This is a genomic window from Luteimonas sp. GW821-FHT14E02 (genome assembly GCF_058803905.1).
In genome coordinates, this window is sequence record NZ_JBXAPK010000008.1 from 72108 (window position 1) to 94120 (window position 22013).

19 protein-coding genes are annotated in these 22013 nt (G+C 62.4%); 6 read left to right on the top strand and 13 right to left on the bottom strand.

Going from position 1 to position 22013, the window contains the following annotated elements:
• Positions 1-10: 10 nt before the first annotated feature.
• Positions 11-670: an ankyrin repeat domain-containing protein gene (locus AC1RNP_RS14065; protein ID WP_493051898.1), complete on the top strand. Its 660-nt coding sequence runs from the start codon at positions 11-13 to the stop codon at positions 668-670.
• A 53-nt stretch (positions 671-723) separates the two neighbouring features.
• Here AC1RNP_RS14065 and AC1RNP_RS14070 read toward each other — a convergent pair whose 3' ends face one another.
• The 9 genes from AC1RNP_RS14070 to AC1RNP_RS14110 form a co-directional block, all read right to left on the bottom strand.
• A complete protein-coding gene (locus AC1RNP_RS14070; RefSeq protein WP_493051899.1) occupies positions 724-1584 on the bottom strand; it encodes a pirin family protein in 861 nt (286 codons plus the stop codon).
• A 161-nt stretch (positions 1585-1745) separates the two neighbouring features.
• Entirely contained in the window at positions 1746-2441 is a 696-nt protein-coding gene (locus AC1RNP_RS14075; RefSeq protein ID WP_493051900.1) for a class I SAM-dependent methyltransferase, read from the bottom strand.
• 102 nt (positions 2442-2543) lie between these two features.
• A complete protein-coding gene (locus AC1RNP_RS14080) occupies positions 2544-2954 on the bottom strand; it encodes a hypothetical protein (protein ID WP_493051901.1) in 411 nt (136 codons plus the stop codon).
• A gap of 84 nt (positions 2955-3038) precedes the next feature.
• Positions 3039-3764, bottom strand: a complete 726-nt coding sequence (gene nfi / locus AC1RNP_RS14085) for a deoxyribonuclease V (protein WP_493051902.1) — start codon at positions 3762-3764, stop codon at positions 3039-3041.
• Between the two features lie 100 nt (positions 3765-3864).
• Positions 3865-5148, bottom strand: a complete 1284-nt coding sequence (locus tag AC1RNP_RS14090) for a dicarboxylate/amino acid:cation symporter (RefSeq protein WP_493051903.1) — start codon at positions 5146-5148, stop codon at positions 3865-3867.
• Positions 5149-5163: 15 nt separating this feature from the next.
• Positions 5164-5961 carry a L,D-transpeptidase family protein gene (locus AC1RNP_RS14095; RefSeq protein ID WP_493051904.1) on the bottom strand — a complete coding sequence of 266 codons (798 nt, stop codon included), beginning with the start codon at positions 5959-5961 and terminating at the stop codon, positions 5164-5166.
• Positions 5962-5967: 6 nt separating this feature from the next.
• On the bottom strand, positions 5968-6819 hold the full coding sequence (locus AC1RNP_RS14100; protein WP_493051905.1) for a MurR/RpiR family transcriptional regulator: 852 nt from the start codon (positions 6817-6819) through the stop codon (positions 5968-5970).
• A 16-nt stretch (positions 6820-6835) separates the two neighbouring features.
• The gene (locus AC1RNP_RS14105; protein ID WP_493051906.1) at positions 6836-7933 is read right to left on the bottom strand and encodes a dipeptide epimerase; all 1098 of its coding nucleotides are present in this window, start codon (positions 7931-7933) and stop codon (positions 6836-6838) included.
• A 33-nt stretch (positions 7934-7966) separates the two neighbouring features.
• Complete coding sequence (locus AC1RNP_RS14110; RefSeq protein ID WP_493051907.1) at positions 7967-9358, bottom strand: C40 family peptidase; 1392 nt, start codon at positions 9356-9358, stop codon at positions 7967-7969.
• Between the two features lie 425 nt (positions 9359-9783).
• On the opposite strand from AC1RNP_RS14110, the gene AC1RNP_RS14115 reads away from it, so the two are divergent.
• From AC1RNP_RS14115 to AC1RNP_RS14130, 4 genes are read left to right on the top strand one after another with little or no spacing between them, the layout of a single operon-like run.
• On the top strand, positions 9784-11199 hold the full coding sequence (locus tag AC1RNP_RS14115; RefSeq protein WP_493052014.1) for a transglutaminase-like domain-containing protein: 1416 nt from the start codon (positions 9784-9786) through the stop codon (positions 11197-11199).
• A 44-nt stretch (positions 11200-11243) separates the two neighbouring features.
• Complete coding sequence (locus AC1RNP_RS14120) at positions 11244-14234, top strand: TonB-dependent receptor (protein WP_493051908.1); 2991 nt, start codon at positions 11244-11246, stop codon at positions 14232-14234.
• 43 nt (positions 14235-14277) lie between these two features.
• Positions 14278-15858, top strand: coding sequence for a serine hydrolase domain-containing protein (locus tag AC1RNP_RS14125; protein WP_493051909.1), 1581 nt, complete (start codon positions 14278-14280; stop codon positions 15856-15858).
• Between the two features lie 50 nt (positions 15859-15908).
• Complete coding sequence (locus tag AC1RNP_RS14130; RefSeq protein WP_493051910.1) at positions 15909-16568, top strand: M15 family metallopeptidase; 660 nt, start codon at positions 15909-15911, stop codon at positions 16566-16568.
• Between the two features lie 34 nt (positions 16569-16602).
• On the opposite strand, the gene AC1RNP_RS14135 is transcribed toward AC1RNP_RS14130, so the two are convergent.
• The 3 genes from AC1RNP_RS14135 to AC1RNP_RS14145 form a co-directional block, all read right to left on the bottom strand.
• Entirely contained in the window at positions 16603-18075 is a 1473-nt protein-coding gene (locus AC1RNP_RS14135) for a Gfo/Idh/MocA family oxidoreductase (protein WP_493051911.1), read from the bottom strand.
• Positions 18076-18360: 285 nt separating this feature from the next.
• Complete coding sequence (locus AC1RNP_RS14140) at positions 18361-18504, bottom strand: hypothetical protein (protein ID WP_493051912.1); 144 nt, start codon at positions 18502-18504, stop codon at positions 18361-18363.
• Positions 18505-18641: 137 nt separating this feature from the next.
• Positions 18642-19145, bottom strand: a complete 504-nt coding sequence (locus AC1RNP_RS14145; RefSeq protein WP_493051913.1) for a DUF6496 domain-containing protein — start codon at positions 19143-19145, stop codon at positions 18642-18644.
• A 611-nt stretch (positions 19146-19756) separates the two neighbouring features.
• Between AC1RNP_RS14145 and AC1RNP_RS14150 the strand changes: the two genes are divergently transcribed.
• The gene (locus tag AC1RNP_RS14150) at positions 19757-20245 is read left to right on the top strand and encodes a hypothetical protein (protein ID WP_493051914.1); all 489 of its coding nucleotides are present in this window, start codon (positions 19757-19759) and stop codon (positions 20243-20245) included.
• Here AC1RNP_RS14150 and AC1RNP_RS14155 read toward each other — a convergent pair.
• Entirely contained in the window at positions 20188-21801 is a 1614-nt protein-coding gene (locus AC1RNP_RS14155) for an MASE1 domain-containing protein (RefSeq protein WP_493051915.1), read from the bottom strand. The genes AC1RNP_RS14150 and AC1RNP_RS14155 overlap by 58 nt on opposite strands.
• Positions 21802-22013 lie beyond the last annotated feature (212 nt).

The window sequence follows — 22013 nt, forward strand, 5'->3', positions numbered from 1 at the left end:
GGAACTGGATATGGCAAGCATTGATACTCGCGAAATCTTCGAAGACCCGTCGGTCGCGGAACTGGCCGAGGCGATCACTGCGAAGGACGATGCGCGCGTGCGGCAACTCGCACCGAAAGTCGATCTGGCCGCGAGGGGCGATCAGAACGTCACGCTGCTCGAATGGGCGCTGCTGAACCAGAACGTGTCGGCGATGAACATCCTGCTCGATGCGGGGGCCGATCCGGCGCAGACGGGCGTCGACGACAGCACCGTCGTGCACATGGCGGCGGCGGCGAACGATCCCGTCTATCTCGAAGCCTTGCTCTCGCATGGTGCCAATCCCAACGTTCCGGACGCCGGGAGCGGAGCGACGCCGTTGAGCTCCGCCTTGATGGGCGATCGCGCCGATCAGTTCAAGATGCTGCTCGCCGCGGGGGCGAATCCCGACCATCCCGATCGTAGCGGCAATACCGCCTTGCACGTCGCCGGCCTGATCAACAGGCCGCAGCGCGCAATGGATCTGCTGGAAGCCGGCGCCAATGCCGCGGCCAGGAACGCGCAGAACGCGACGTTCGAGGAATATCTGTTCGTGACGGATCCCGATCTTCTGAACGACGAAAAGAAGCGCGAACTGGATGCGTTGGTGACCTGGTTGCGCGCACATCCGACCCAGGGAGCGGATGGCTGATCATCCTGGCGCGGGTTTCCCGCGCCAGCGAACAGCATGGGTGGAAGGCGGGATCAGCGTTCCGGCAGCGGAATGAACTCGTCGTCGCCCGCGATCTTGCCGAAACGGCCTTCGAGCCAGTCCTGCTTGGCCTGCTCGATGCGTTCCTTCGAGGAGGACACGAAGTTCCACCAGATGTGGCGATGGCCGTCGAGCGGTTCGCCACCGAACAGCATGGTTTTCAGTGGCGTTTTCGCGCGCAACACGGCACGGCTGCCGGGATCGAGCACGACCAGGTGGCGTTGCGGGATGTCGGCGCCGTCCAGCTGCGCTTCGCCTTCGAGGATGTAGAGCGCGCGCTCGACATGATCGGCATCGATCGCGATTTCCGCGTCCGGTTCCAGATCGATGGCCACGTTGAGGATCTCGCTGAAGGCGCGCACCGGCGACTCCTCGCCGTAGGCGCGCCCTGCGATCAGGCGCAATGATGCACCACCGCGTGTGATGCGCGGCAGCGTCGCGGCGGGATGGTGATGGAAGGACGGCGCGGTCTCCTCGTCCGGCTTCGGCAGACCGACCCAGGTCTGCATGCCGTGCACCGGATGCTCGTGCTCGCGCAACGTCAGCGGCGTGCGTTCGGAATGGGCGATGCCGCAACCGGCAGTCATCCAGTTGACGTCGCCGGGCGTGATGTCCTGATCCGAGCCGAGCGTGTCGCGATGCGTGATCGTACCGCTCCACAGAAACGTCACCGTCGCCAGACCGATGTGCGGATGCGGCCGCACGTCGATGCCGCGTCCGCGCTCGAACACCGCCGGTCCCATGTGGTCGACGAACACGAACGGACCGATGCTGCGTGCCTGGAGTGACGGCACGGCGCGACGGACTTCGAAACCGCCCAAGTCATGGACACGGGGCGCGATGATGGTGGTCATGCGAGATTCCCTGCGAAAAGCGATGGCGGTCAGCATCGCACTTCGAATCGCGCCTTGCACGATGCGCTGCGAAACAGTGCATCCCGGTCGGGGCGTAGCCTGTAGGGCTTGATCGGAACGCGTCGTCGGCCCAGATGCCGGAGTCCGCCCGCGCTGCCGAATCAGGGCTTCGACACCGAAAAGAATATGAAGCGAGGCGCTGTCGTCAGGCTTCGATAGGCATTGGGGAAAAGGGTGCGGGCTCTTTCGTCCGGTTGAGGCTCGGCCAGGGTTTCGATGCGGAACCCGGCCGATTGCAGAGAGGCGATCATTGCATGCAGCGGGCGATGCCAGAAACGCATCGAGAAAGACTTGCCGCCACGTTCCCAGGTGTCGGTGAAACTGTAGGTCTCGAAATAGTTGTCCCCGCCGGCGAACTGGTGATCCATGAAGGGGTGATGCGTGGAGAAGACCAGGCGTCCTCCCTTGACGAGCAGCCGGTGGAACTCGGAGAGCGGAAGCGACCAGTCGCGCATGTAATGCATCACGAGCGATGCCATCACCAGATCGAAGGCGCCATCGGCGAATGGCAGGTGGTGTTCGAGATCGGCGAGCTGGAAGTGCGCGCCGCCGTTGAGGCGTCGCCGTGCGATGTCCAGCATGCCGGCGCTCGCATCGATGCCGGTCAGGATCGCGCCGCGTTCAACCAGTGCCTGGGCGTGCACGCCGCTGCCGCATCCGGCATCGAGGACGCGCAGGCCGACGACATCGCCGATCAGCGACAGAATGGCCGGCCGTTCGTAATAAGCATTCCAGGCGTTGTTTTCGTTGTCGGCACTGTAGTCCGCCGCGAACGCGTCATAGTTGTTCGTGATCAATCCGCCCCTCCGGCGAGGAAGCCCTTGAATGGCGATCCCGCTGGTGACACCCCATGACGGCGGCATGAGGCCGTCGCCTTTGTTGCCAGATGCTTGTCTGGATTAGTTTTGCGGGGTGGTATCGAGCCGTAGCCGCGCTTCCGGATCGGCGCCGCGCGCCAACGATTCCAGCGTCACGCGGCGACCCTCGAGATCCTTGCTGCGATCGCCACGTCCGGTGTGCAGGATGAAAGACTGTGGGCTGCCCGAACCGCCTGTCCATTCGAATTCGACTTCCGCATCGCCCGCCCACACGCATTGCACGTCCGGCGCGCAGCGCGAATCGTTGACGAGCTTGACGTAGCGCAGCGTGCTCTTGTCGGGAAGCGCGACCTGTTCGCCGTGCGCGATCGCGAAGCTTTCGCCATCCTGCACAGTGCGCTGGCCGCTCGCGCCGGCGGGCGAGGTGGAACATGCGGCGAACAGAAATGGCAGGAAGCCAGCGTACAACGTGGATGCGAATCGACGGCGCATGATCGATCTCCTCGTGGAATGGTTCCGAGTCAGCTACGCAGGGCAGTCCCGGATGTCGCGATACAGATACTAAGCAACGCGATTCTAGAGGTCGAGTTCGGGCTCAGCGTGAACGTTGTCCCGGTCGCGGCGCGAGGCGAGCCGGTCCGCAAGCCGCGTCGGTTCCGGAAGCCGGTACGTGGTGACGTAGCGCATCACCAGGTCGGCGACGGACGCCAGCGCGACGCGATGCCCGGGCGAGACGAAGAGCGGATTGCAGTTCGGCTTGCTGCGCAGGATCCAGCCGATCTGGCGGCCGCCTTCCCGCAAGGCGGTGTAGGCACCGCGCACCTGATGCGGTTCGGGGCCGCTGCCGGTCAGCAGCTTCTTCGCCACCCCGATGCTCGGCAGGCCGGTGGCCACGCCGAAATGCGCGGCGATGCCGAGCCCGCGTGGGTGCGCGACGCCATGGCCGTCCACGAATACCAGATCGGGTTTCTGCCGCAATTGTTCGAGTGCCTTGAGCAGGGCGGGAAGCTCGCGGAAGGACAGCAGGCCCGGCACGTAGGGCATCGACGTGGGGAGGCGCGCGACCTGCATGTCGATCGGCTCCATCGTCTGCGCGTCCAGCAGGACTGCGGCGGCGCGCGTGGTGGCGCCATCATCCTCGAAACCGACGTCGAATCCGGCCAGCACGCGCAGGGATTTGGGGAATTCGTCGCGCAGCACGACCGATTTCGCCAGCTCCGCCTGCAGCGCGCGTGCGGACGCGACGCTGCCGTCCCAATCGCCGAAGATGCCTGCTGTCGTTCCGGGATCGCTTGCCGTCATCCCGACACCATGGCGACGATCATGGTCGCGATCAACCCCGGCGAGCGGCTCATGTGGAATCGTTATGTGGAATCGCTCGGCGCGCGGCGTTGCGGCGGGATCAGGCGTCGGGAACGCGCGTCCGGTCGTCTCCCGCGTTGTCGGCGAGCTCGACATCGTGGGAGGCCCCCTTCGCGACCACGCTGGTGGCGGTCAGGCCACCGCTGACGTTGCCCACCGTCGCGAACACGTCGGGAATCGTGTCTACCGCCATCAGTACCGCCAGCGGCTCCACTGGCAGCATCATGGCCTGCGTCACCGGCATGTTGGTGAACATGAAGCTGACCTGTCCCGGCAGGCCGACCGAGCCCATGCTGATGATCACAGCCAAGCCGATGCCGGCGACCAGGTGCATGGTCGGAATCTCGATGCCGTACAGCCACGCCACGAACGCGGCCACGCCCATGTACTGGATCGGGCTGGTGATGCGGAACAGCGACACCGCCATCGGCAGCACCAGCGAAGTGACGTGCAGGGGATAGCCGAGTCGTTCGCGCGCGCTGTCGATCATCGCCGGCAGCGAGGCCAGCGACGACTGCGTGCTGGCGGCGATCGTCTGCGCCGGCAGGATCGCCAGCGCGAAACGCTTGAACGGTTCGCCGCCAGCAACACGCGCGACCACGTACAGCATCAGCGTGACCGAGATGTAGAGGCAGCATTGCATCAGGATATAGCCGCCGAGCGCGCCCAGCGTCTTCAAGCCGACTTCCGCGCAGACCGCGAGCACGAGCGCGAACACGCCCAGCGGCGCCACCCACAGCACCCAGTGCACGATCACGATCATCACGTCGGCCAGACCCTGCACGAGTTCCAGCATGCGTGCGCGGCGTTCGGCATCGATGCGGGTCAGGCCGAAGCCGAAGAACATCGAGAACACCACCAGCGGCAGCATCGCGCTCTGCGCGGCGGCGGCGATGGCGTTGGAGGGGATGATCGCCGCGATCGAGGCGCCGAGCGTGGTGGCCTCGGCATTGGTCGTGGCAGGCGCCAATGCGGTGCGGAAAGCGGCGGCCGCGGCTTCGTCGTGCGGCAGCAGCGACAGGAACAGCGGCGCGGCGAAGGCGGCGAACGCGCTCGCCAGGGTGAGGAGGATCAGGAACACGATGATGGCGTTGCGCGCCACGCGTCCGGAGGCGGCGGCATTGCTGGCCGTGTTCACGCCCAGCACCACCAGTGCGGCCACCAGTGGCACCACGGTCATCTGCAACGCGTTCAACCAGAGCCGGCCGATGGGCTTGACGAACCCGGCCGTGGCGCTCGCGGCGCCGGGATCCCAGATCGCCAGCCCGAGTCCGATCGCTGCGCCGAGCAGAAGTCCCAGCAGGACCCGTGTGGTCATCGACATCGTGCGGTGTGCTCCTTACGGCGTTGGCAACTGCCAGGTGGTCTTGAGGCGATCGTATTCGTTTTGCGGCAGCAGCACGAATACCGGATGGGCTTCGGGCCGCAGCCAGGCGTAGAGGCGCTGCATCGCCGGTTCCGCCATCGCGGTGCAGCCGGCCGTGGTCTGTCCGGGCGCTTTCCACAGATGCGCGAAGATGCAGCTGCCAGCGCCGGCGCGGCCTTCGCGGTTATGTTCGATGACGAAGCCATTCTTGTAGCGTTGGTCGCCGTTGTTGTGCAGGTCCAGGCGCATCGGTTCGCTGGAGCCCTGGATCGCGGCCTCGCCGACCTGTTTCGCATCGACGATGCGGTTGTAGAGCGGGGATGCGGGAACGTCCATGCACCAGTTCGTGTCCCGCATCTGCGCGTAGGGCAGGGCGGTTTCGGCGCGCTCGCCGTAGCCGAAGGCTTCGCCGATCGCGAACACGCCGGCGGGAGCGCGCCCGTCGCCTTCGCGCTTTACCGGCGCATCGGCTTGCGTTGGTTGTGGATGCAGTCCGAGGCCCCAGGCCGAGCCGTTGCGTCCGATCGTGACCGGGACTGGATCGCCATCGGCCTGCCAGCCGCCGTCCTGTGTTTTCACGTATGTACGCAGCGTGCCGTTATTCGCGTTCCAATCCGCCGTGGTGACCACGATCATCTGGGTGGCGTTGCTCCATGCGACGGCCTGACCGCCATCGGCCTTCGGCGATTGGTGAACGCAAGCGGCAAGCATGAGCGTGGCCATTGCGAGGCAAACGGGGGCGAAGCGGGCGAAAACGGAAGATCGGTTCATCGGCACTCAGTGGTCCAGCATCGGCTGGATGCGTTCGAGGTTGATGCCCAGCTGCTCGAAGTGTTTCGCGTCCTCGCACAGCAGCAGGAAGATGAGATCGAGCAGGTGTTGCAAGGCGGATTGGTAGAGCAGCGGTTCGATATGCGCACGATCGTCATGCGCCGAGACCAGCAGTGAAAAATCGGCATGCGCCTGCAAGGGATTCGCGGTGTGGCGCGTCACCGCCACGGCCCTGCCGTGATGTTCCCGGAACAGATGCGCCACCTGGCACAGCGCCGCCTGGCGGCCATGCTCGGAGAACACGATCAGCACGTCGCCGGCACCGGCGCTGGAAATGCTGGACGGCATCAGCGCCGGATCGAAATGATGCACGGCGAGAATGCCGAGCAGCGACAGCTTCATGGCGAACGCGCGCGCGGCGATGCCATCCGACCCCTGGCCCAGCACGAACACCTTGCCGGCCTGGCGGATGGCATCGGCGATGGCGTCGATGCGTTCCGGCGGATTGATCAGCCGCGTTTCCTCCTCGGCCCGGGCCTTGGCATGCCAGAGTTCGCCGGCGAGCGCCGCATGTGGATGCGTGCCGTTCGGGTCCGGCGTGGTTCCGTTGCCGTCGTCACCGGCATCGCCGCGCGCGACCGACACGCCGATCGAATACTTGAGGTCGGGATAGCCCTTGTAGCCGAGCTTTTGGCTGAACTTCACCACGCTCGACTGGCTGATGCCGAGCGCGCTGGCCAGCTGCTGCGAGGAGTAGTCGCGCAGCAGGTGCGCGTTCTCGAGCAGGAAATCGGCGATGCGGCGTTCGATCGCCGACATCTGGTCGCGCTGGGAGCGGATTTTCAGCAGCGGGGACATCGCCGCAATCCCGTTGTCAGGCCGTCATCGCTTCGAGTCCGCGAATCTCGCGGATGCCGAGGCCCGGCGCATCGCTGATCGAGATTTCCGACTCGTTGAAGATCACGCCGCCATCGACCGGGTTGAACGCGCACAGCGAGGGGCCGTCGAGATCGACCTTGGTGATCACATCCGACTTCGCCACCGCCAGATGCACGGCGGCGGCCACGCTGATGCTGGTCTCGATCATGCAGCCGATCATGCACTGCACGCCGTACAGCGCGGCGATATCGGCGATGCGCACCGCATTGGAGATGCCGCCGGTCTTCATCAGCTTGATGTTGATGATGTCGGCGGCATGCAGCTTGATCAGATCGATGACCTGCAGCGGGCCGAACACGCTTTCGTCGGCCATCACCGGCGTGTGCACGCGGTCGGTGACGTACTTCAGGCCGTCGATGTCCTGTGCCTTCACCGGCTGTTCCAGCAGTTCGAGGCGGACGCCGGCATCCTCGAGCGTCTGCACCGCGAACACGGCTTGCTTGGCGGTCCAGCCCTGGTTGGCGTCGAGGCGGAGCAGGGCGCGGCCTTCGACGGCGGCGTAGATCGCCTTGACGCGCTCGATGTCGACGCCGATGTCCTTGCCGACCTTGATCTTGAGCGACTCGAAGCCGCGTTCCACGGCCGAGAGCGAATCCGCCACCATCTTGTCGATGTGGTCGACGCTGATGGTGATGTCGGTGGTGATCACGGGCTCGCCGCCGCCCAGCATCTTGTACAGCGGCGCGTCGTACAGCTGTGCCCACAGATCGTAGACGGCGATTTCCACCGCGGCCTTGGCGCTGGTGTTGCGCTCCAGCGCGGTCTGGATCAGGCGCGTGATGCGATTGAGGTTGGCGATGTCCTCGCCGATCAGGCGCGGGGCGATGAATTTGCGGATCGCCTCGATGATCGAGCCGTGCGTATCCCCCGTGATCACCGCGGTGGCCGGCGCCTCGCCGTAGCCCACATGCCCGGTATCGGTGTGGATGCTGACGACGATGTCCTCCACCGTCTCCACCGTGCGCAGCGCCGTCTTGAAGGGCGTCTTCAGCGGGACGCGCAGCATGCCGAAGCGGATGTCGGTGATTTTCACGGGAGAGCCTTCATGCGTTCGTCCAGAATTGTCTTACGGCCGGATGCGCTGGATGTTGGTGATGCGGTCGACGTAGGTCTGCTTCTGGTTGATCCGCAGTGGCGGCAGTGGCGTCACCGAGACGCCATTGAGATCGCCGCGCACCAGTTTGCCCGACGCATCCAGCCAGGCGCCGCCATTGGTGTCATGGATGACGTAGGGCATGCCATTGTCATTGCCGATCACCATCATCACGTGGCCCGGGATGTAGACCAGATCGCCGATCTGCAACTGCTTCACCGCCGCCGCGCGCTTGCTGCGGTCGGAGGGTTTGAAGGTGAGGCGGTTCAGCGCCGGGCTCACGCTCTGATCGCTCGTATTGCGCGGCAATTGCACGTTGAAACTGCGATATACCTCGGAGACGAAGCTGCTGCAGTCGCGCGTGCCGTAGTCGTTGCCCCAGCCGTAGCGTTCGCCGAGGAACTTGAAGCTCTGGCGCAGCAGATTGGCGGGCGTGAGCGGCAGATAATCAGGTGAAACATCGGCCGTGCGCGGCAGCAGCGCGGGCACGGTGCGCAGCGAGCCGTCGTCGTTGCGCACCGGCAGCTCGATCACGTGCGAAGTGTAGGCGGCCTGGCCGTTGACGCTCTGGTTGCCGGGCCATTCCTTCAGCAGCGGAACGCGCACGCCCATGTCGAGCTGTAGGTCCGAGACCTGCGGCAGGTTCGGCGTGTAGACGGTGCGGACAGTGGCACCGGTGACGATCAGGTACGGCACCTTGCGCACGTAGCTGAAGACCTGGGTCTTCGAGCCTTCCGCCACGGCTTCCTTGTCCACCCAGGCCGCATAGAACGTGCCGACCACGAACCACCACTTGCCGTCGCGGCTTTCATGTGCGATCACCACCGGCGTGCCGGGGAAGAAGGCGGTTTCCTGGAAGCGATCGATATCGGTGTCGCCGCGCGCACTGAACACGCGCTGCGTGGTGGGGAAGGTGCGCAGGTCGGCGCGTTTCACGATCAGGCCATAACGCGTCGGCTGCGATTGCGGCACCGCCTGCAGGTTGAGGCGATCGATCCAGCCGTCAACGGCCTTCTTCGGAATCTCCTTGCCGCTGCTGTCGTACAGCGTGCGCGCCGGTCGTACCGACAGCGCCTTGATCCAGTCCGTGACCTGCTTGCTGTCGAGCGTGGTGGGGATCGACTCGATGTTATGCAGGGACGGATCGTTCTGCTGCAGCTTGCGGTTCTGCGCGGCGATGGCGCCGCGATCGAGGATCACCTTGCTGGCCTGCGGCTGACGGCTGATCCAGTACTCGGGGTCCAACTGCGAAGTGTCCACGCCGACCACGCCGGTGGCTGCGCCGGCGGCGCGTGCCGGTGAGAGCGGCGCGAGCGCGCCCGCGCACAACACCAGAAGGACGGCGACGAAGGCGAATCGGGACATGCGGGATGGGGAGATCATGGCGTCGGGTCTGGGCAGATGAAGAGAGTCATGTTGGCGCGTTCATTGTGAACGGACGAATGGTCTGTGCACCACGAGCCGTGCCACCAGATCCCCGTTTGGCCCCCACGATGGCCCTCTCCCCGCCAAGCGCTTCAAGGCGTTGGCGCGCATCATGGAATACATATTTCTTAACTTGCAAGTTTTTGGAATAAATTATTGACCCTAGCAAGGCGCCATGTTAAACAGATGTGACAGGGGAATTTGAGCGTCGGCCGTCAGGTCGACCGTCACGGGGCGACCAGGCGCGGCATGGCGTGAACCACACCTCGGCCAATCGGACTCCAACGCCCGGCGTGCCGCGGGCGCGCGGGCGCCGGTTGGCGACCATCTTCTTACTGGCCCTGGTCGTGCCCGCCCTGGCCGGTATGGGCAAGACGGCGCCGACGCCGCTGCCCGAGGTCATCGCGGCCATCGATGCCGGCCACTTCAAGGCCGCTGAATCGGATATCGCCGCAGCGTTGCAGGATTCCCGGCTGACGGCCGAGCAAAAAGCGGCCTACGCGTTCCAGCGCGAGCGCATGCGTCGCATCCTGCTCGATTTCAGTCTCACTGAGGATCAAGTCCGGGAGCGCGTGCGCAAGCAGATCCCCGATCTGACGGACGCGGAATTCACTAAGTGGAATGCCGCCGGCCTGTTCGAGCGCATGACTATCGACGACCGCACCGTCTATTTCAGCCGTGCACCCTCGAATCTGTTTCGGCTCAGTTCCGAAGCGCTTTCCCGCCGCGACTCGCAGCTGTCGCGGCTGGGCAACGCCAACGGCCCCATGGAATCGCCGAATCCGCATCACAGCGAGGTGCGCGATGCCGCGCTCGCGCAGCACAGTCGTCACGTTGCGCCCAGGCGCTTGCAGGTGATGCAGTCGTTGACCGTTCACGCGGACACGGTCCCGGCAGGCGAGACGGTGCGCGCCTGGATTCCGTATCCGCGCGCGCTGCCGGGACAGCAGGAAGAGATCCGCTTCCTGCGCAGCGAGCCGGCACGGCACAAGATCGCGCCGGAATCCGCGCTGCAACGCACCGTCTATCTGGAAAAACCGGCGCGGAAGGGGCAGCCGACCGTCTTCTCGATCACCTACGAACTGACGATTTACGGTCAGTACGTCGACATCGATCCCGAGCGGGTCGTCCCCGCGAAGGTCACGCCGGAACTTGCTCCCTTCGTTGCCGAACGGCCGCCGCATGTCGTGTTCACCGACGCCATGCGGCTGTATTCGGCGCAGGTGGTGGGCGATGAAAAGAATCCTTACCGCATCGCGCAGAAACTCTTCGCCGCTGTCGACCGGATTCCGTGGGCTGGCGCGCGCGAATACTCCACGATCAGCAACATCAGCGACTACACCCTGCAGGCGGGCCACGGCGATTGCGGACAGCAGACACTGCTGCTCATCACGCTGCTGCGCATGAACGGCATCCCCGCCAAGTGGCAGTCGGGCTGGATCTATTCGGATGTCGGCTACGACAACATGCACGACTGGGGCTGGCTGTACCTCGCTCCCTACGGCTGGGTGCCGATGGATGTCACCTTCGGGAAACTCACCGGCGGTGCTCCCGAAATCGAGAACTTCTACCTTGGCGGCTTCGACGCCTACCGCATCGCGTTCAACGACGACTACAGCCGCGACTTCGTTCCGCCCAAACGCTTCGAGCGTTCGGAGACCGTCGACCTGCAGCGCGGCGAAGCCGAATGGCGCGGCGGCAATCTGTATTTCGATCAATGGGATTACGACTTTGCATGGAAGATGCTGCCATTGACCGATGGCGTGCAGGGCAAGCGCTGAACAGCATCATTCACCACTAACACGGCATTGACGGGGAGAGCGTCATGAATAGCAATAAATCGAGTCCGCGCCGACGCGCGCTTTGCATGGCGATGGGCCTGCTCCTTTCAGCGATAGCCGCGGAGCCGGCGATGGCGCAAAGCGCGACGGGTGCCGTGGTTGGTCGAGCGGAAGCCGGCTCGCAGGTCACCATTACCAATCCGGATACCGGCTTCACCCGCACGGTGACCGTACCCGCCGATGGCAGCTATCGCCTGTCGTTGCTGCCGCCTGGCAACTACAAGATACAAGCGAGTCGCGATGGGGCGCCGGTCGGTGAGTCGCGGCAGGTGGTGGTGAGCCTGGGCAGCGCGACAACTATCAACCTGGGGGGGAGCGACACCACGAATCTTGCCGTGGTGCAGGTGGTCGGCTCACGGGTGTTGACGCCGGTGGATGTCAGCTCGACCGAATCGGCGACGAATGTTACAGCGGCAGAGATCGCCAGGCTGCCAGTGGATCGCAACGTGACATCGGTTGCGTTGCTGGCGCCGGGCGTATCAAAAGGCAGTGCGAGTTTCGGCGGCGTTTCCTTTGGCGGCTCCTCTGTCGCCGAGAATGCCGTCTACGTCAACGGGCTGAATGTCACCGACTTCTACAACCGCGTCGGATTCTCAGAAGCCCCGTTCTCGTTCTACAAGGAATTCCAGATCAAGACAGGAGGTTATTCGGTCGAATTCGGGCGAACCACCGGCGGCGTGGTCAATGCCGTCGCGCAGTCGGGCAGCAACGAATTCCACTACGGCGCACAATTGGACTGGACGCCGGAAGATTGGCAGGCCTCGCAGAGGAACAGTTACCTTGGCCAGGATCGCTACCTTACCCGAAGCAAGGATACTTCCGATTCAACCAAACTGAATGTCTGGGCGTCCGGTCCAATCGTCAAGGACCGCTTGTTCTTCTTTGTCAATTACGAAGGGCGGGATCTTCGCCCGACCAGCACGAATGATCTGGGAACCTCCCTGGTGGAGGGGAAGTCGGACAATGGCTTCTGGGGCGCGACGTTGGATTGGCAGATCAGTGATCGCAATCAACTGAGCCTGATGGCGTTCTCCAACAAGGAGAGTCGTGTTGATGATGTATACAAGTACGATTTCGATAGCGACGACAAGCAGGAGAAGATCAACACGGTATCCGCGGATTCGGGAGGGACGAACTGGGCTGCGACTTGGTCGTCCTACCTGACTGATAACTTCACGATGAAGTTGATGCATGGGCGTACCCATCGTGACGACAAGCAAAACTCGCCGCTGGACGCCGATTGCAACTATATAACGTCAGTGTCAAGCCTGGCCCCGGCCGGTATCAACGTTGGATGCACGACCAACCAGTCGGTTTACGATCGCGAAGACGAGCGTACCCAGACGCGCGCGGACTTTGAACTGACGCTGGGAGATCACCTGATCCGTTTCGGCATCGACCGTGAACGCAATATTTCCGACCTCCGGCAATATTATCCGGGACCCGGTGGCCTTCAATTCAACGTATATAGCACCACGCCGGGAAGTACGATCCCCAGTTCGGGCGGCGGAGTCGTCCCGGATGGCTATTACGCCTATGTCAGAGCCCGGCAATACGAGTTGTTCGGCGTATTCGAAAGCAGCAACAAGGCTTGGTACATCGAGGACAACTGGTCGATCACCGAGAATGTCGTGTTGAATCTCGGCGTCCGCAACGAGAGTTTCATCAATCGGGACGCCGGCGGGCGGCCCTATATGAAGATGGACGACATGTGGGCGCCCCGGTTCGGCGTTTCATGGGACGTGAAGGGTGATGGGACCATGAAACTGTTTGGAAACGTCGGGCGCTACTTCCTTCCGGTTGCCAACGTCATCAACATCAAGCAAGGTGGCGCGCTGCTCGATGCGCGGAGCTACTACGGCTTCGATGGTTGGGATATCCGCGAGCAGAACGGCGTCCAATACGCTTATCCGATCTTGGGCCCACAGTTCGGCTACTACGATGGGCAAGGCAACGGCACGGTAGGCGATCTGCGTGCCGAAGTCGATCGCGATCTTGACCCTGTGTACCAGGATGAGTTCATTTTAGGCTTCCAGCAAATCCTGGATGGTGCCTGGTCTTGGGGGGCGCGAGGGATCTATCGCAAGCTCAACAACGCGATCGATGACATGGAGATCAGCGCGACAGGCGCTTGCGGGCCGGATGGATATGTCGGCTGGGTAATGGGCAACCCTGGGGAAGTGGCGACGGTTTGGGGTGATACCAATTGCGATGGCGAAGCCGATGGCTGGATCGATGTGGACACTTCCAAGGAAGGGTGGGCCATGTATGACAGCGAGGGAAATTATCTCGGTCAGCGAGGCTGGGTGAAGCCGAAGCGCACATACAAGGCGCTCGAACTTCAGCTCGACCGCGCATGGGACGGAAAGTGGGGATTCAATGCTTCCTATACGTTGTCATGGAACGAGGGCAATGCCGAAGGGCCGGTGAATACAGACACCAATTTCGGCGACACCGGGCGCACCGAGAATTTCGATGATCCCTGGGTCAATTATCGTGGTTCGGGGCCGTTGGCTAACGATCACAGGCACCAGTTGAAGCTGCGTGGGACGTATGCACTGGATGAGCACTGGCAGATCGGTGCGACACTGGATGCCAAGTCAGGCGCTCCGATCACGGCATTCGGCGTCGGTAATCCGTTCGATGCCACTGCGTACCATAGCTATTTCATCTGCGTCGCCAACTGCACTTCGGAAGATTCGACGCAGCGTGTCTATGAGCATTCGCGTCGTGGAGGTGCCGGCCGCCTGCCATGGATCATTGATCTTGGAGCAAGCGTTTCCTACGAGCGCTCCTTCGGCGCGGCGAATTTCAAGGCCAAGCTGGCATTTTTCAATTTGTTGAACAAGCAGCGCCCGGTCTGGGTATATCAGGAGCTGGAACCCGCGATCGGGGATCGTGATGAATTCTTCAAGAAGGAGCGGTTCCTGCAGGCGCCACGCTATGGGCAGTTGACGCTCTCGTTGACCTTCTGAGAATCTGTGACGGCCTGGGATCAGGCCGTCACAGACTCGGATAATGCGAATTCCCTCATTTGCGGTTTGCCTCCTGCTCGCGTTGGCGCCTGTCGTAGGTTATGCGCAGCACTCCACGAAGGAGTTGGATGATCATTTCGACACGGCCCTGAAACGTTATGGGTTACCCGGGCTGGCAGTTGGTGCGGTCCGTGATGGCGAAGTGGTCTACGCGATGACGGATGGCGAACTGGCGGTCGGTGGCGGGGCGCGGATCAATCCCGACACCGTGTTCAAGATCGCCTCCAACACGAAGGCCATGACCGCCGCGGTATTGGCGCGTCTCGTCGATGCCGGCAAGCTGAAATGGGATGATCCGGTCATCAAGTACCTGCCGGATTTCCGCATGTACGACCCGTGGGTGACGCGCGAGATGCAGGTGCGTGACCTGCTGGTTCACAACAGCGGCCTCGGTGCCGGCGCGGGCGATCTGATGCTGTGGCCGGAGCCGAATCTGTTCTCGCGAACGGATGTAATTCACGGTCTTCGCTTCCTGAAGCCGGTTTACAGCTTTCGTTCCCGCTATGCCTACGACAACAGCCTGTATATCGTCGCGGGAGAGGTGGCGGCCGCGGCCAGTGGCATGCCCTATGAAGTGTTGGTGCGAAAGGAACTGTTCGAGCCGCTGGGCATGACGCGATGCCAGGTTGGGGAGTGGAAGCGGGATGTCGTCGGCAATGTTGCGCAACCGCATGTCCGCAAGGAAGGGCGATACGTGCCGGGGCGCGTCGATGGCGAGACCATCCCGAGCATTCCCATGGCCGCAGCCGGCGGCATCCGCTGCAGCTTGAATGACATGCTGAAATGGATCTCGATGTGGCTGACGCCGGACAAATCGGGTCTGGTTAGTGGAAAGCCATGGCTGTCCGCGGAGCAACGCAAGGCGGTCTGGTCGTCGCAGATGATCATGACGCTCACACAACGCATGCGGGACTGGGACGACAGTCATTACTCTGCCTACGGCTATGGCTGGCGTCTGGCCGATGTCGATGGCACGCAGAAGGTATCCCATACCGGGACGTTGTCCGGCATGTATTCGGCGGTGACCCTGCTGCCCGAAAAGAACATCGGTTTCGTGATTTTGATCAATGGCGATGCCGACGATGCGCGTACCGCGCTCAATCAGGTGTTGGTCAAGCACTTCACGGCGCCCGAGCAGAAGCGGACGGTGGCGTATTACGCCGATCTTCTTGAGGCGGAGACTCGTGCCTCTCAAAAGGATGGGAAGGAACCGGAAACGCGTGAACGGCGGTCGGTTTCTGTCGCTGAAGCCAGTGGCAATCTTGGTGTTTATCGCGATCCCTGGCTGGGTGAAGTCGATATCTGTCCAGTGGGAAAGAGTGTCGTTTTCTCGGCGCGGAAATCGCAGAAAATGCGAGGCGAGGTGATGCAGGCAGGCCGGCGCTGGTTTGTGGAGTGGGAGAGTGACGGGCCAGATGTCGCGGCCTGGCTGGATTTCTCGTCTCCTCCCGATGGCGGCGGCATTGCATTGAAAATGTCGAAGGTCGATCCGGAAGGCGATTTCAGCAATGACTTCGAGGATCTTGCGTTCGAACGGATCGGCGCGTGTCCAGGGGCGCATTGAAACGCTGGAGCTCCGCCGTGGTGCTCGTGGCACTTGCAAGTTGTGCGAGTGTGTCCACGAAGGATAAGCCTGAAGTCCACGGCGCCCGAACGCCAGAGGAAGCAGGCTTCGTCAGCATGCGAACGCTTGTTCCTGATCTCAGGATGGAGATTCGCTACGCCGGAAGCCACAACTTCGTTGGCACGCCGATCGAGGGTTACGAGGCGCCGGAATGCTACCTGTTGCGGCCCGTGGCCGAAGCCTTGCAGAGGGTGGAGCAGGCGTTGCGCGAAAAGCGGCAACGGCTGTTGATCTACGACTGTTATCGTCCGGTCCGGGCAGTCGCGCATTTCATGCGCTGGGCGCGCGATCTTGGTGATCAGGCTCACAAGGCTGCGTTCTATCCGATGCTGGATAAATCGCGCCTGGTTCCGCAGTACATCGCGGAGCGATCTGGCCATAGTCGCGGAGCGACCGTCGATCTGACCCTGATGCAATGCGACGTTGACGCGCACTGCGTACCGCTGGATATGGGAACCAATTTCGATTATTTCGGCGAACTCGCGCACACGGACTCGTCGAATGTCTCCCCGGTGCAGCACGAGAACAGGCACATGTTGCGTGCCGCGATGGAGCAGGAAGGATTTCGCAACTACCCGGACGAATGGTGGCACTACAGTCGCGTGCCGGAACCGACGCCGGGGACCGCGTATGACTTTCCCGTGCGATGAGGTTCGCCAAGGACGCTGCCCCAGGGTGATGCGGTCACGCGGAACGTTCGACGAAGTCGCTGCGGTCTAGGGCCAGAGAAGCCACCGGATTCGCGCCATGCGTCCGGTTGACGTGGGAAAGATAAATCGCGCTCATCAGCCTGGCCGGGATGACGTGGTCATCGATGTTCGACTTCAGTTGCGACCGATCGATCCGGCCGCTGATGAAGAAGACGAATTCCCGCAGCGCCTCCTTCTTGACCTGTTCGATGTGCAGCCTGCTGTTGTCGAAATCGGCCAGGTCCCCTGCGCGGTACAGGCGATACGGGGCCTTGTCCCCGGTGATGGCCGAGTTCCGGAACACTTTCACGTCGAAGTGGTTGTTTCCACCGGCATGCATGTCGGTGTGATCGTTGGTTTCGTGCTTGTCGTTCGCCTGCCTGGATTCCAGCACGATGGTCTGGTACGGGCCGCAAACCACTTCGTGCGTCTCATGCTTCACCCGGCCCGCGGCCTTGTAGAGGTCGGGGCGCGGCCACAACCAGTGGCGGCGCGAGAAGCCGTTGTGGCGCAGGTCGATCTGCGCCTGTCCGATGATGTCGCCGCCGGCGTTGAACTCGATCAGCGTCTTGGCGTCGATCTCACCGATCTTCGGCGACATGGCCACGACTTCGGCATCCGAATGGAGCGCCGCACCTGCGTACTCGTCACCGAAGATGCGTTCGTACTCCTGCCGGCGCACCTGTTTCACAAATCCGGCTGGTTGCAGGAAACTGGAATAAACAGAGGCACTGTCGGGCGCGGTTTCCCGCGTGTAGCTGGCTTTGAAGAAACGGTAGACGGCATCGATGATGTGGTATCCCGAATGCGAGACTTTCCCGTAGCCCTGATTGAACGGGTGATAGTTCATTTGCAGGATCTCGGTCGGGAAACGCCATTTGCCGTCGCAATGCGACGACGAGACCGAGGTGACCGGGCAGCCAGTGAGATCGCGTATCTCGCGGATCAGGGAGAGGGTGAGATCGAAGGCCGGATGCCAGCGGCGATGGCTGTTGACGATCAGGCAGAGCGGGCTTCTGGCCGCGGCGCGCTCGTAGCAGGCGAGGATCTCGGTCGCATCGTCGGCGATCAGCTGTGCCTGCCTCGCATCGCTGACCGCGTTCGCGCGCGTGGTGACGGGTTTGTCGAGTAGCACGCTGAGGCCGCGCGATAGTGCCCAGAGTGCGTAAGCCCGATGACTCAGGGGTTCGGTGCTGATGATGACGGCATTGATGCCGCGCCGATCGACGATGCGATTCAGTTCCGACTCGACATCCGCGGGAAGTTCGCCAGTGAAGGGCGGCACGAACAAAGTATCGGCATCGAGTTCCTTGGCGCGGACCAGTGCGTCGATCCGCTCCCGTTCGCTTTCCAGTTCGACGATGCCCGCGAGCCGAACCGCGAGGCCGTCACGGTGTGCCAGCTCGTGGGTGTGGCGCACATAGGTGCGTTGCGCATGTGGCCCGAGCCCGATCAGGAGGATGTTCACGACGTCCTGGATGGAGCGTGCTGCTGTGGAGTGGGGTGTCGTACTGGAGGTCATACCGGACGCGGAGCGCGCGAGGCTTGGGTTCGTGGAGGCAAGGTCGATCGTGGGACGGGCGGGCACAAAAAAACCGACGAAAAGAATCGCCGGTTCCTAGGAATCGTGTGGAAAGAGAATACATGAATTGCCCCTTTTCGGGATGGGGCTGAGGGCTGTCTAATCCATGTATTCAGCCAGAGGTTTCATGGTTGCGGCGGCGCCCCCGTTCGTCTCCTGATGGGTGGTGCATCAAATTCGAGCCAGGTGCCGCTCAGTGGTGGCGAGTGTCATCGTTTTCACTGCCGACGACGCCATCGCGATCCTGATCGCGTCCAGCCTGGTTGCGGCGCTGATGCTCCTGTACATCGCGATCCGTTCGCGGGTCTTGCGCACGGCTAGGGTGGGGTTGCGTTGGCGAGCGCGGAGGCGTGTGGTTGCGTTCGCTCCGGGACTTTGAATTTTTCATCGCGACACCTCGTATGCGGGTTGTTCCAGTGGCGACACATCCGCTCACCAATGGATGGGTGGTTTCAGTGACTGCTGCTCTTCCTGGCGCGCGTCCTTGCCGCTTTCTTCGCGGCTGCGGAGCGTTGCTGCGGGCCTTTGGTCCTGGCTGCTTTCTTCGCTGCCGTCGAGCGGTCCGGGGCGCTTCGTTTTTTGGTCGCCGACTTCGCCTGCCGGGAAAGCGCCTGTTTGGAAGCCGACTTGCGGCCGGCACGCTTGAGCGCTTTTTTCACGGCCTTCGACCGTGCGCGCGATGGTGCCTTCTTCGTGGTCTTCTTCGCCGATTTCAGTTCTCTCTCCGCTTTCTTGCTAGTCGCTTTCTTGCTTTTCTTCGGAGGCGGAAGCTTGACGCCCGCGCGCCGCGCCTTCGAGAGCCCGATGGCGATCGCCTGCTTGGCCGATTTGGCGCCGTGCTTTCCTTCCCGGATATGTTCGATTTCCTCGTGGACGAACTCTCCCGCCTGGGTGCTCGGCGATTTGCCTTCACGTTTGTCCTGTTTGGCCCGATCGAGGGTTTTCTTCTCTGGCATGATCTGACTCCATTGCGGGTTCAGCCGGTGCCGGGGCTTTCATGGGCGGTCGGTCTTATGACGGATGTCAAACCCATTCCAACTCGCTTCCGAGCGAATATCCGATCGTTGCGATGGAAAGCATCCGGACCGAGCGCTTGTCGGCGGGGGCGATTCAGCGAGGAAACGATGCCGACGAACTCGCCATTTGCCGATTCACTCTCGCACCGCGGCCGTTCGCCATCGGTGAATCGCACATCTACGGCACGTAATCGGCAGGGTAAGAATGTGTGAATTGCATGGGCACGGTCGCAGAAAACGTTTTCCGCGAGAGGGCGGGTCTGCGGACGTGCCTGTCTGCCGAAGAGAGGAGCTTGGTCATGGGCCAAGGCCGGCTGCTCTAGCCCCACAAGTGACATCAAACCCGAGCTGATGCCTCAAATGCCATGGGCTTGGCATAACAAAAGTGAACCTGCCGGGGCGGCGACCACAAGGGAACGCTATCGCTTGTGCTAGCTTGCAACCGATAGCGCATAATCTGGCGCATACGAGCCGTCTTGCAGGACGATGAAATAAGGTTCCGGCAGGTCGTTTCGGTTTTCGCTACCTTACCCACGAGAACTGGGGGCAATATGGCTACACCGCACAACACACTCATCTATGCGATCGCTGCAAGTCTGCTGATACCGACGGTTGGGCCAGCCTTGGCGGCTGGGGATGGGGACGGCAGCGGGGGAAGCTCGTCCGGTGGGCATGGTCTGGTGGTGCCGCCGCCTCCTGTCACTACTGCCGGCATGGGGCAACCTCAGCCGCAAACCCCTGACATCAGTCGGGATCCTCGCTGGCGTGCGTACAAGTTCGAGCAGGACGGCATTCAATATCTGCAGGTGAATGACAGCGACGGAAACGTGCGGGTCACCCTGGGCATCATTGATGGCACGGTTTGGACGCTGCCGATGGGCCGGGATGCTGGCCGAGTGTCCACGTCACAGCGCCGCCTGGTCACGCCGGCGAATGCTGCGCGCTCGGTGATCTATCACACCCCGGACTTCGAATTCGTTGCCTACGTTGGCACCAACGGCGTCGTCTGGGCGGTCGAAGCCTCCGACGGTACCCCGTAGGTCGGCGTGGCTGTCGCTGTTTTAGCGACAGGTTCGCTCAGCAACAGGCAGATGCGATTACGGCGGCAGCGCACGGTGCCGCCGTAAGCCAGGGCACGCCCCGCCAGCGTTTCGACCACGCGCTTGGATGTTTCGGGCCCAAGATTGAGTGAGGCATCGAGCAGGGACACGGTGATGGCGATGCCGCGATATGCGCCTCGCTGTCCGCAACGCGCCCGGATCAGGATCGTCCCGGATTCCAACTCCAGCAATAGCGCGACGGCGTCACTGACACTGCGATAAGCCGCCAGCTGCATGCCGAGGCCGAGCTGGCAGGGGTCACCTTTCAAGCGTGGAGTGGCGAGCCGGCCAGTCTGTTCCCACACGCCCGCGATGGCACTGGATTCCAGCACCAGGTAGAGGCCGTAGTGCTCGATTTCCGACGGGTAGACCAGGCTCAGCTGTTCCCGGAACAGGCGCGACTGGATGACGCTGGTGCGCAGCATGTCCATCGCCGCGGCGTGATGGCCGCGCCCCTGCAGCCACTGCACCGCCTTGCGGAAGGAGATGTCCATGTCCTCGCCGATGATCTTCATCCGGATCGCGCGCTCGCGCATCTCGCGCTCGCTGGAGATGATGCTGGTTCGGGCAATCGTGATCGCCTGCTTTTCGATCAGGCGATGGTGCGTGAACTTGTGGTAGTGGTGCGAGATCGTCGCGCCGAACCACAGCAGCGCCGTTCCCATGACGGCGAGAATTTCCTGGGCGATGAATGCTTCCGCGTCATGGAATCCGCGCACCCACGGATTGTTCATCGTCGCGCCGATGGCCAGGTTCACGCCGATGACACCGATCGCCGCGCCTCGCCAACCATGCAGGCAGGTGAGCGCGATCGCGGGCAACACCATCAATATCCGGATGCTGTTGGCCTGCAGACCATTCGCATCCGGCGCCTGGACCAGATAGAGGCCGAGCAGGAACGTGATGGTGAAGAGCGCGAAGAATGCATCCAGGCGCAGCTTTCGAGCGGAAGGAAAAGACAGTTTGCGCTGCTTCCACAGCAGGGCCAGCGGCGCCAGCATCAGGATGCCGAGGTAATCGCCGATGAAGTATCTGAACCATATTTCCCAAGACACCGGCTCGTTCTTGGGAGACATGAGGAAGTAGGTCGCTGCAATGTTCAGGGCGCTCACTGAAACGGCGGCGAGCGCGACAACCGAAAGCAGCCAGTCCTGACGGCCTGAGGCACGAAGCTTTTCGTGCTTGTAGATGATGTATCCCACGGTCGGCATCAGCACGGCGGATGCCACGATCGCCCAGATGATCCCGAAGTCATCAACCATCGAATGACGGAAATAGGCGAACGCCAGGTATTCCCCGACAAGCAGGTAAGGCCAGGTGCGATACGGGAAGAGCAGCAGTGCCGCCACGCGCAAGCCGGCCGGCAGATACCACTGGTCCATCGATATCTGACGCAGAACCAGGTAGCAGACCGCATAAGCCACGGCCAGCAGAAGACCACTCGGCCTCAAGCTCAGGCGAAGTTCCTTTTCAAGCCAACCAAATCGTGCGGTCATCAGCCCCCCTTTTGCTGAAATGGTGAGTCAGGGGCGTGTTATGAAACTGCGAAGATGCCGACCCACCGCACGAGAGAATCCCTTCCCATGGCCCCATTCGTCAAGCGAACTCGGTCCGGGAATCCGTATCGCGACCACACAATGATGATCTCCACATCGATGAATGCGGCGCGAAGCTTGAGTAGACAATTGGATACTTGTCGATCAGCGTG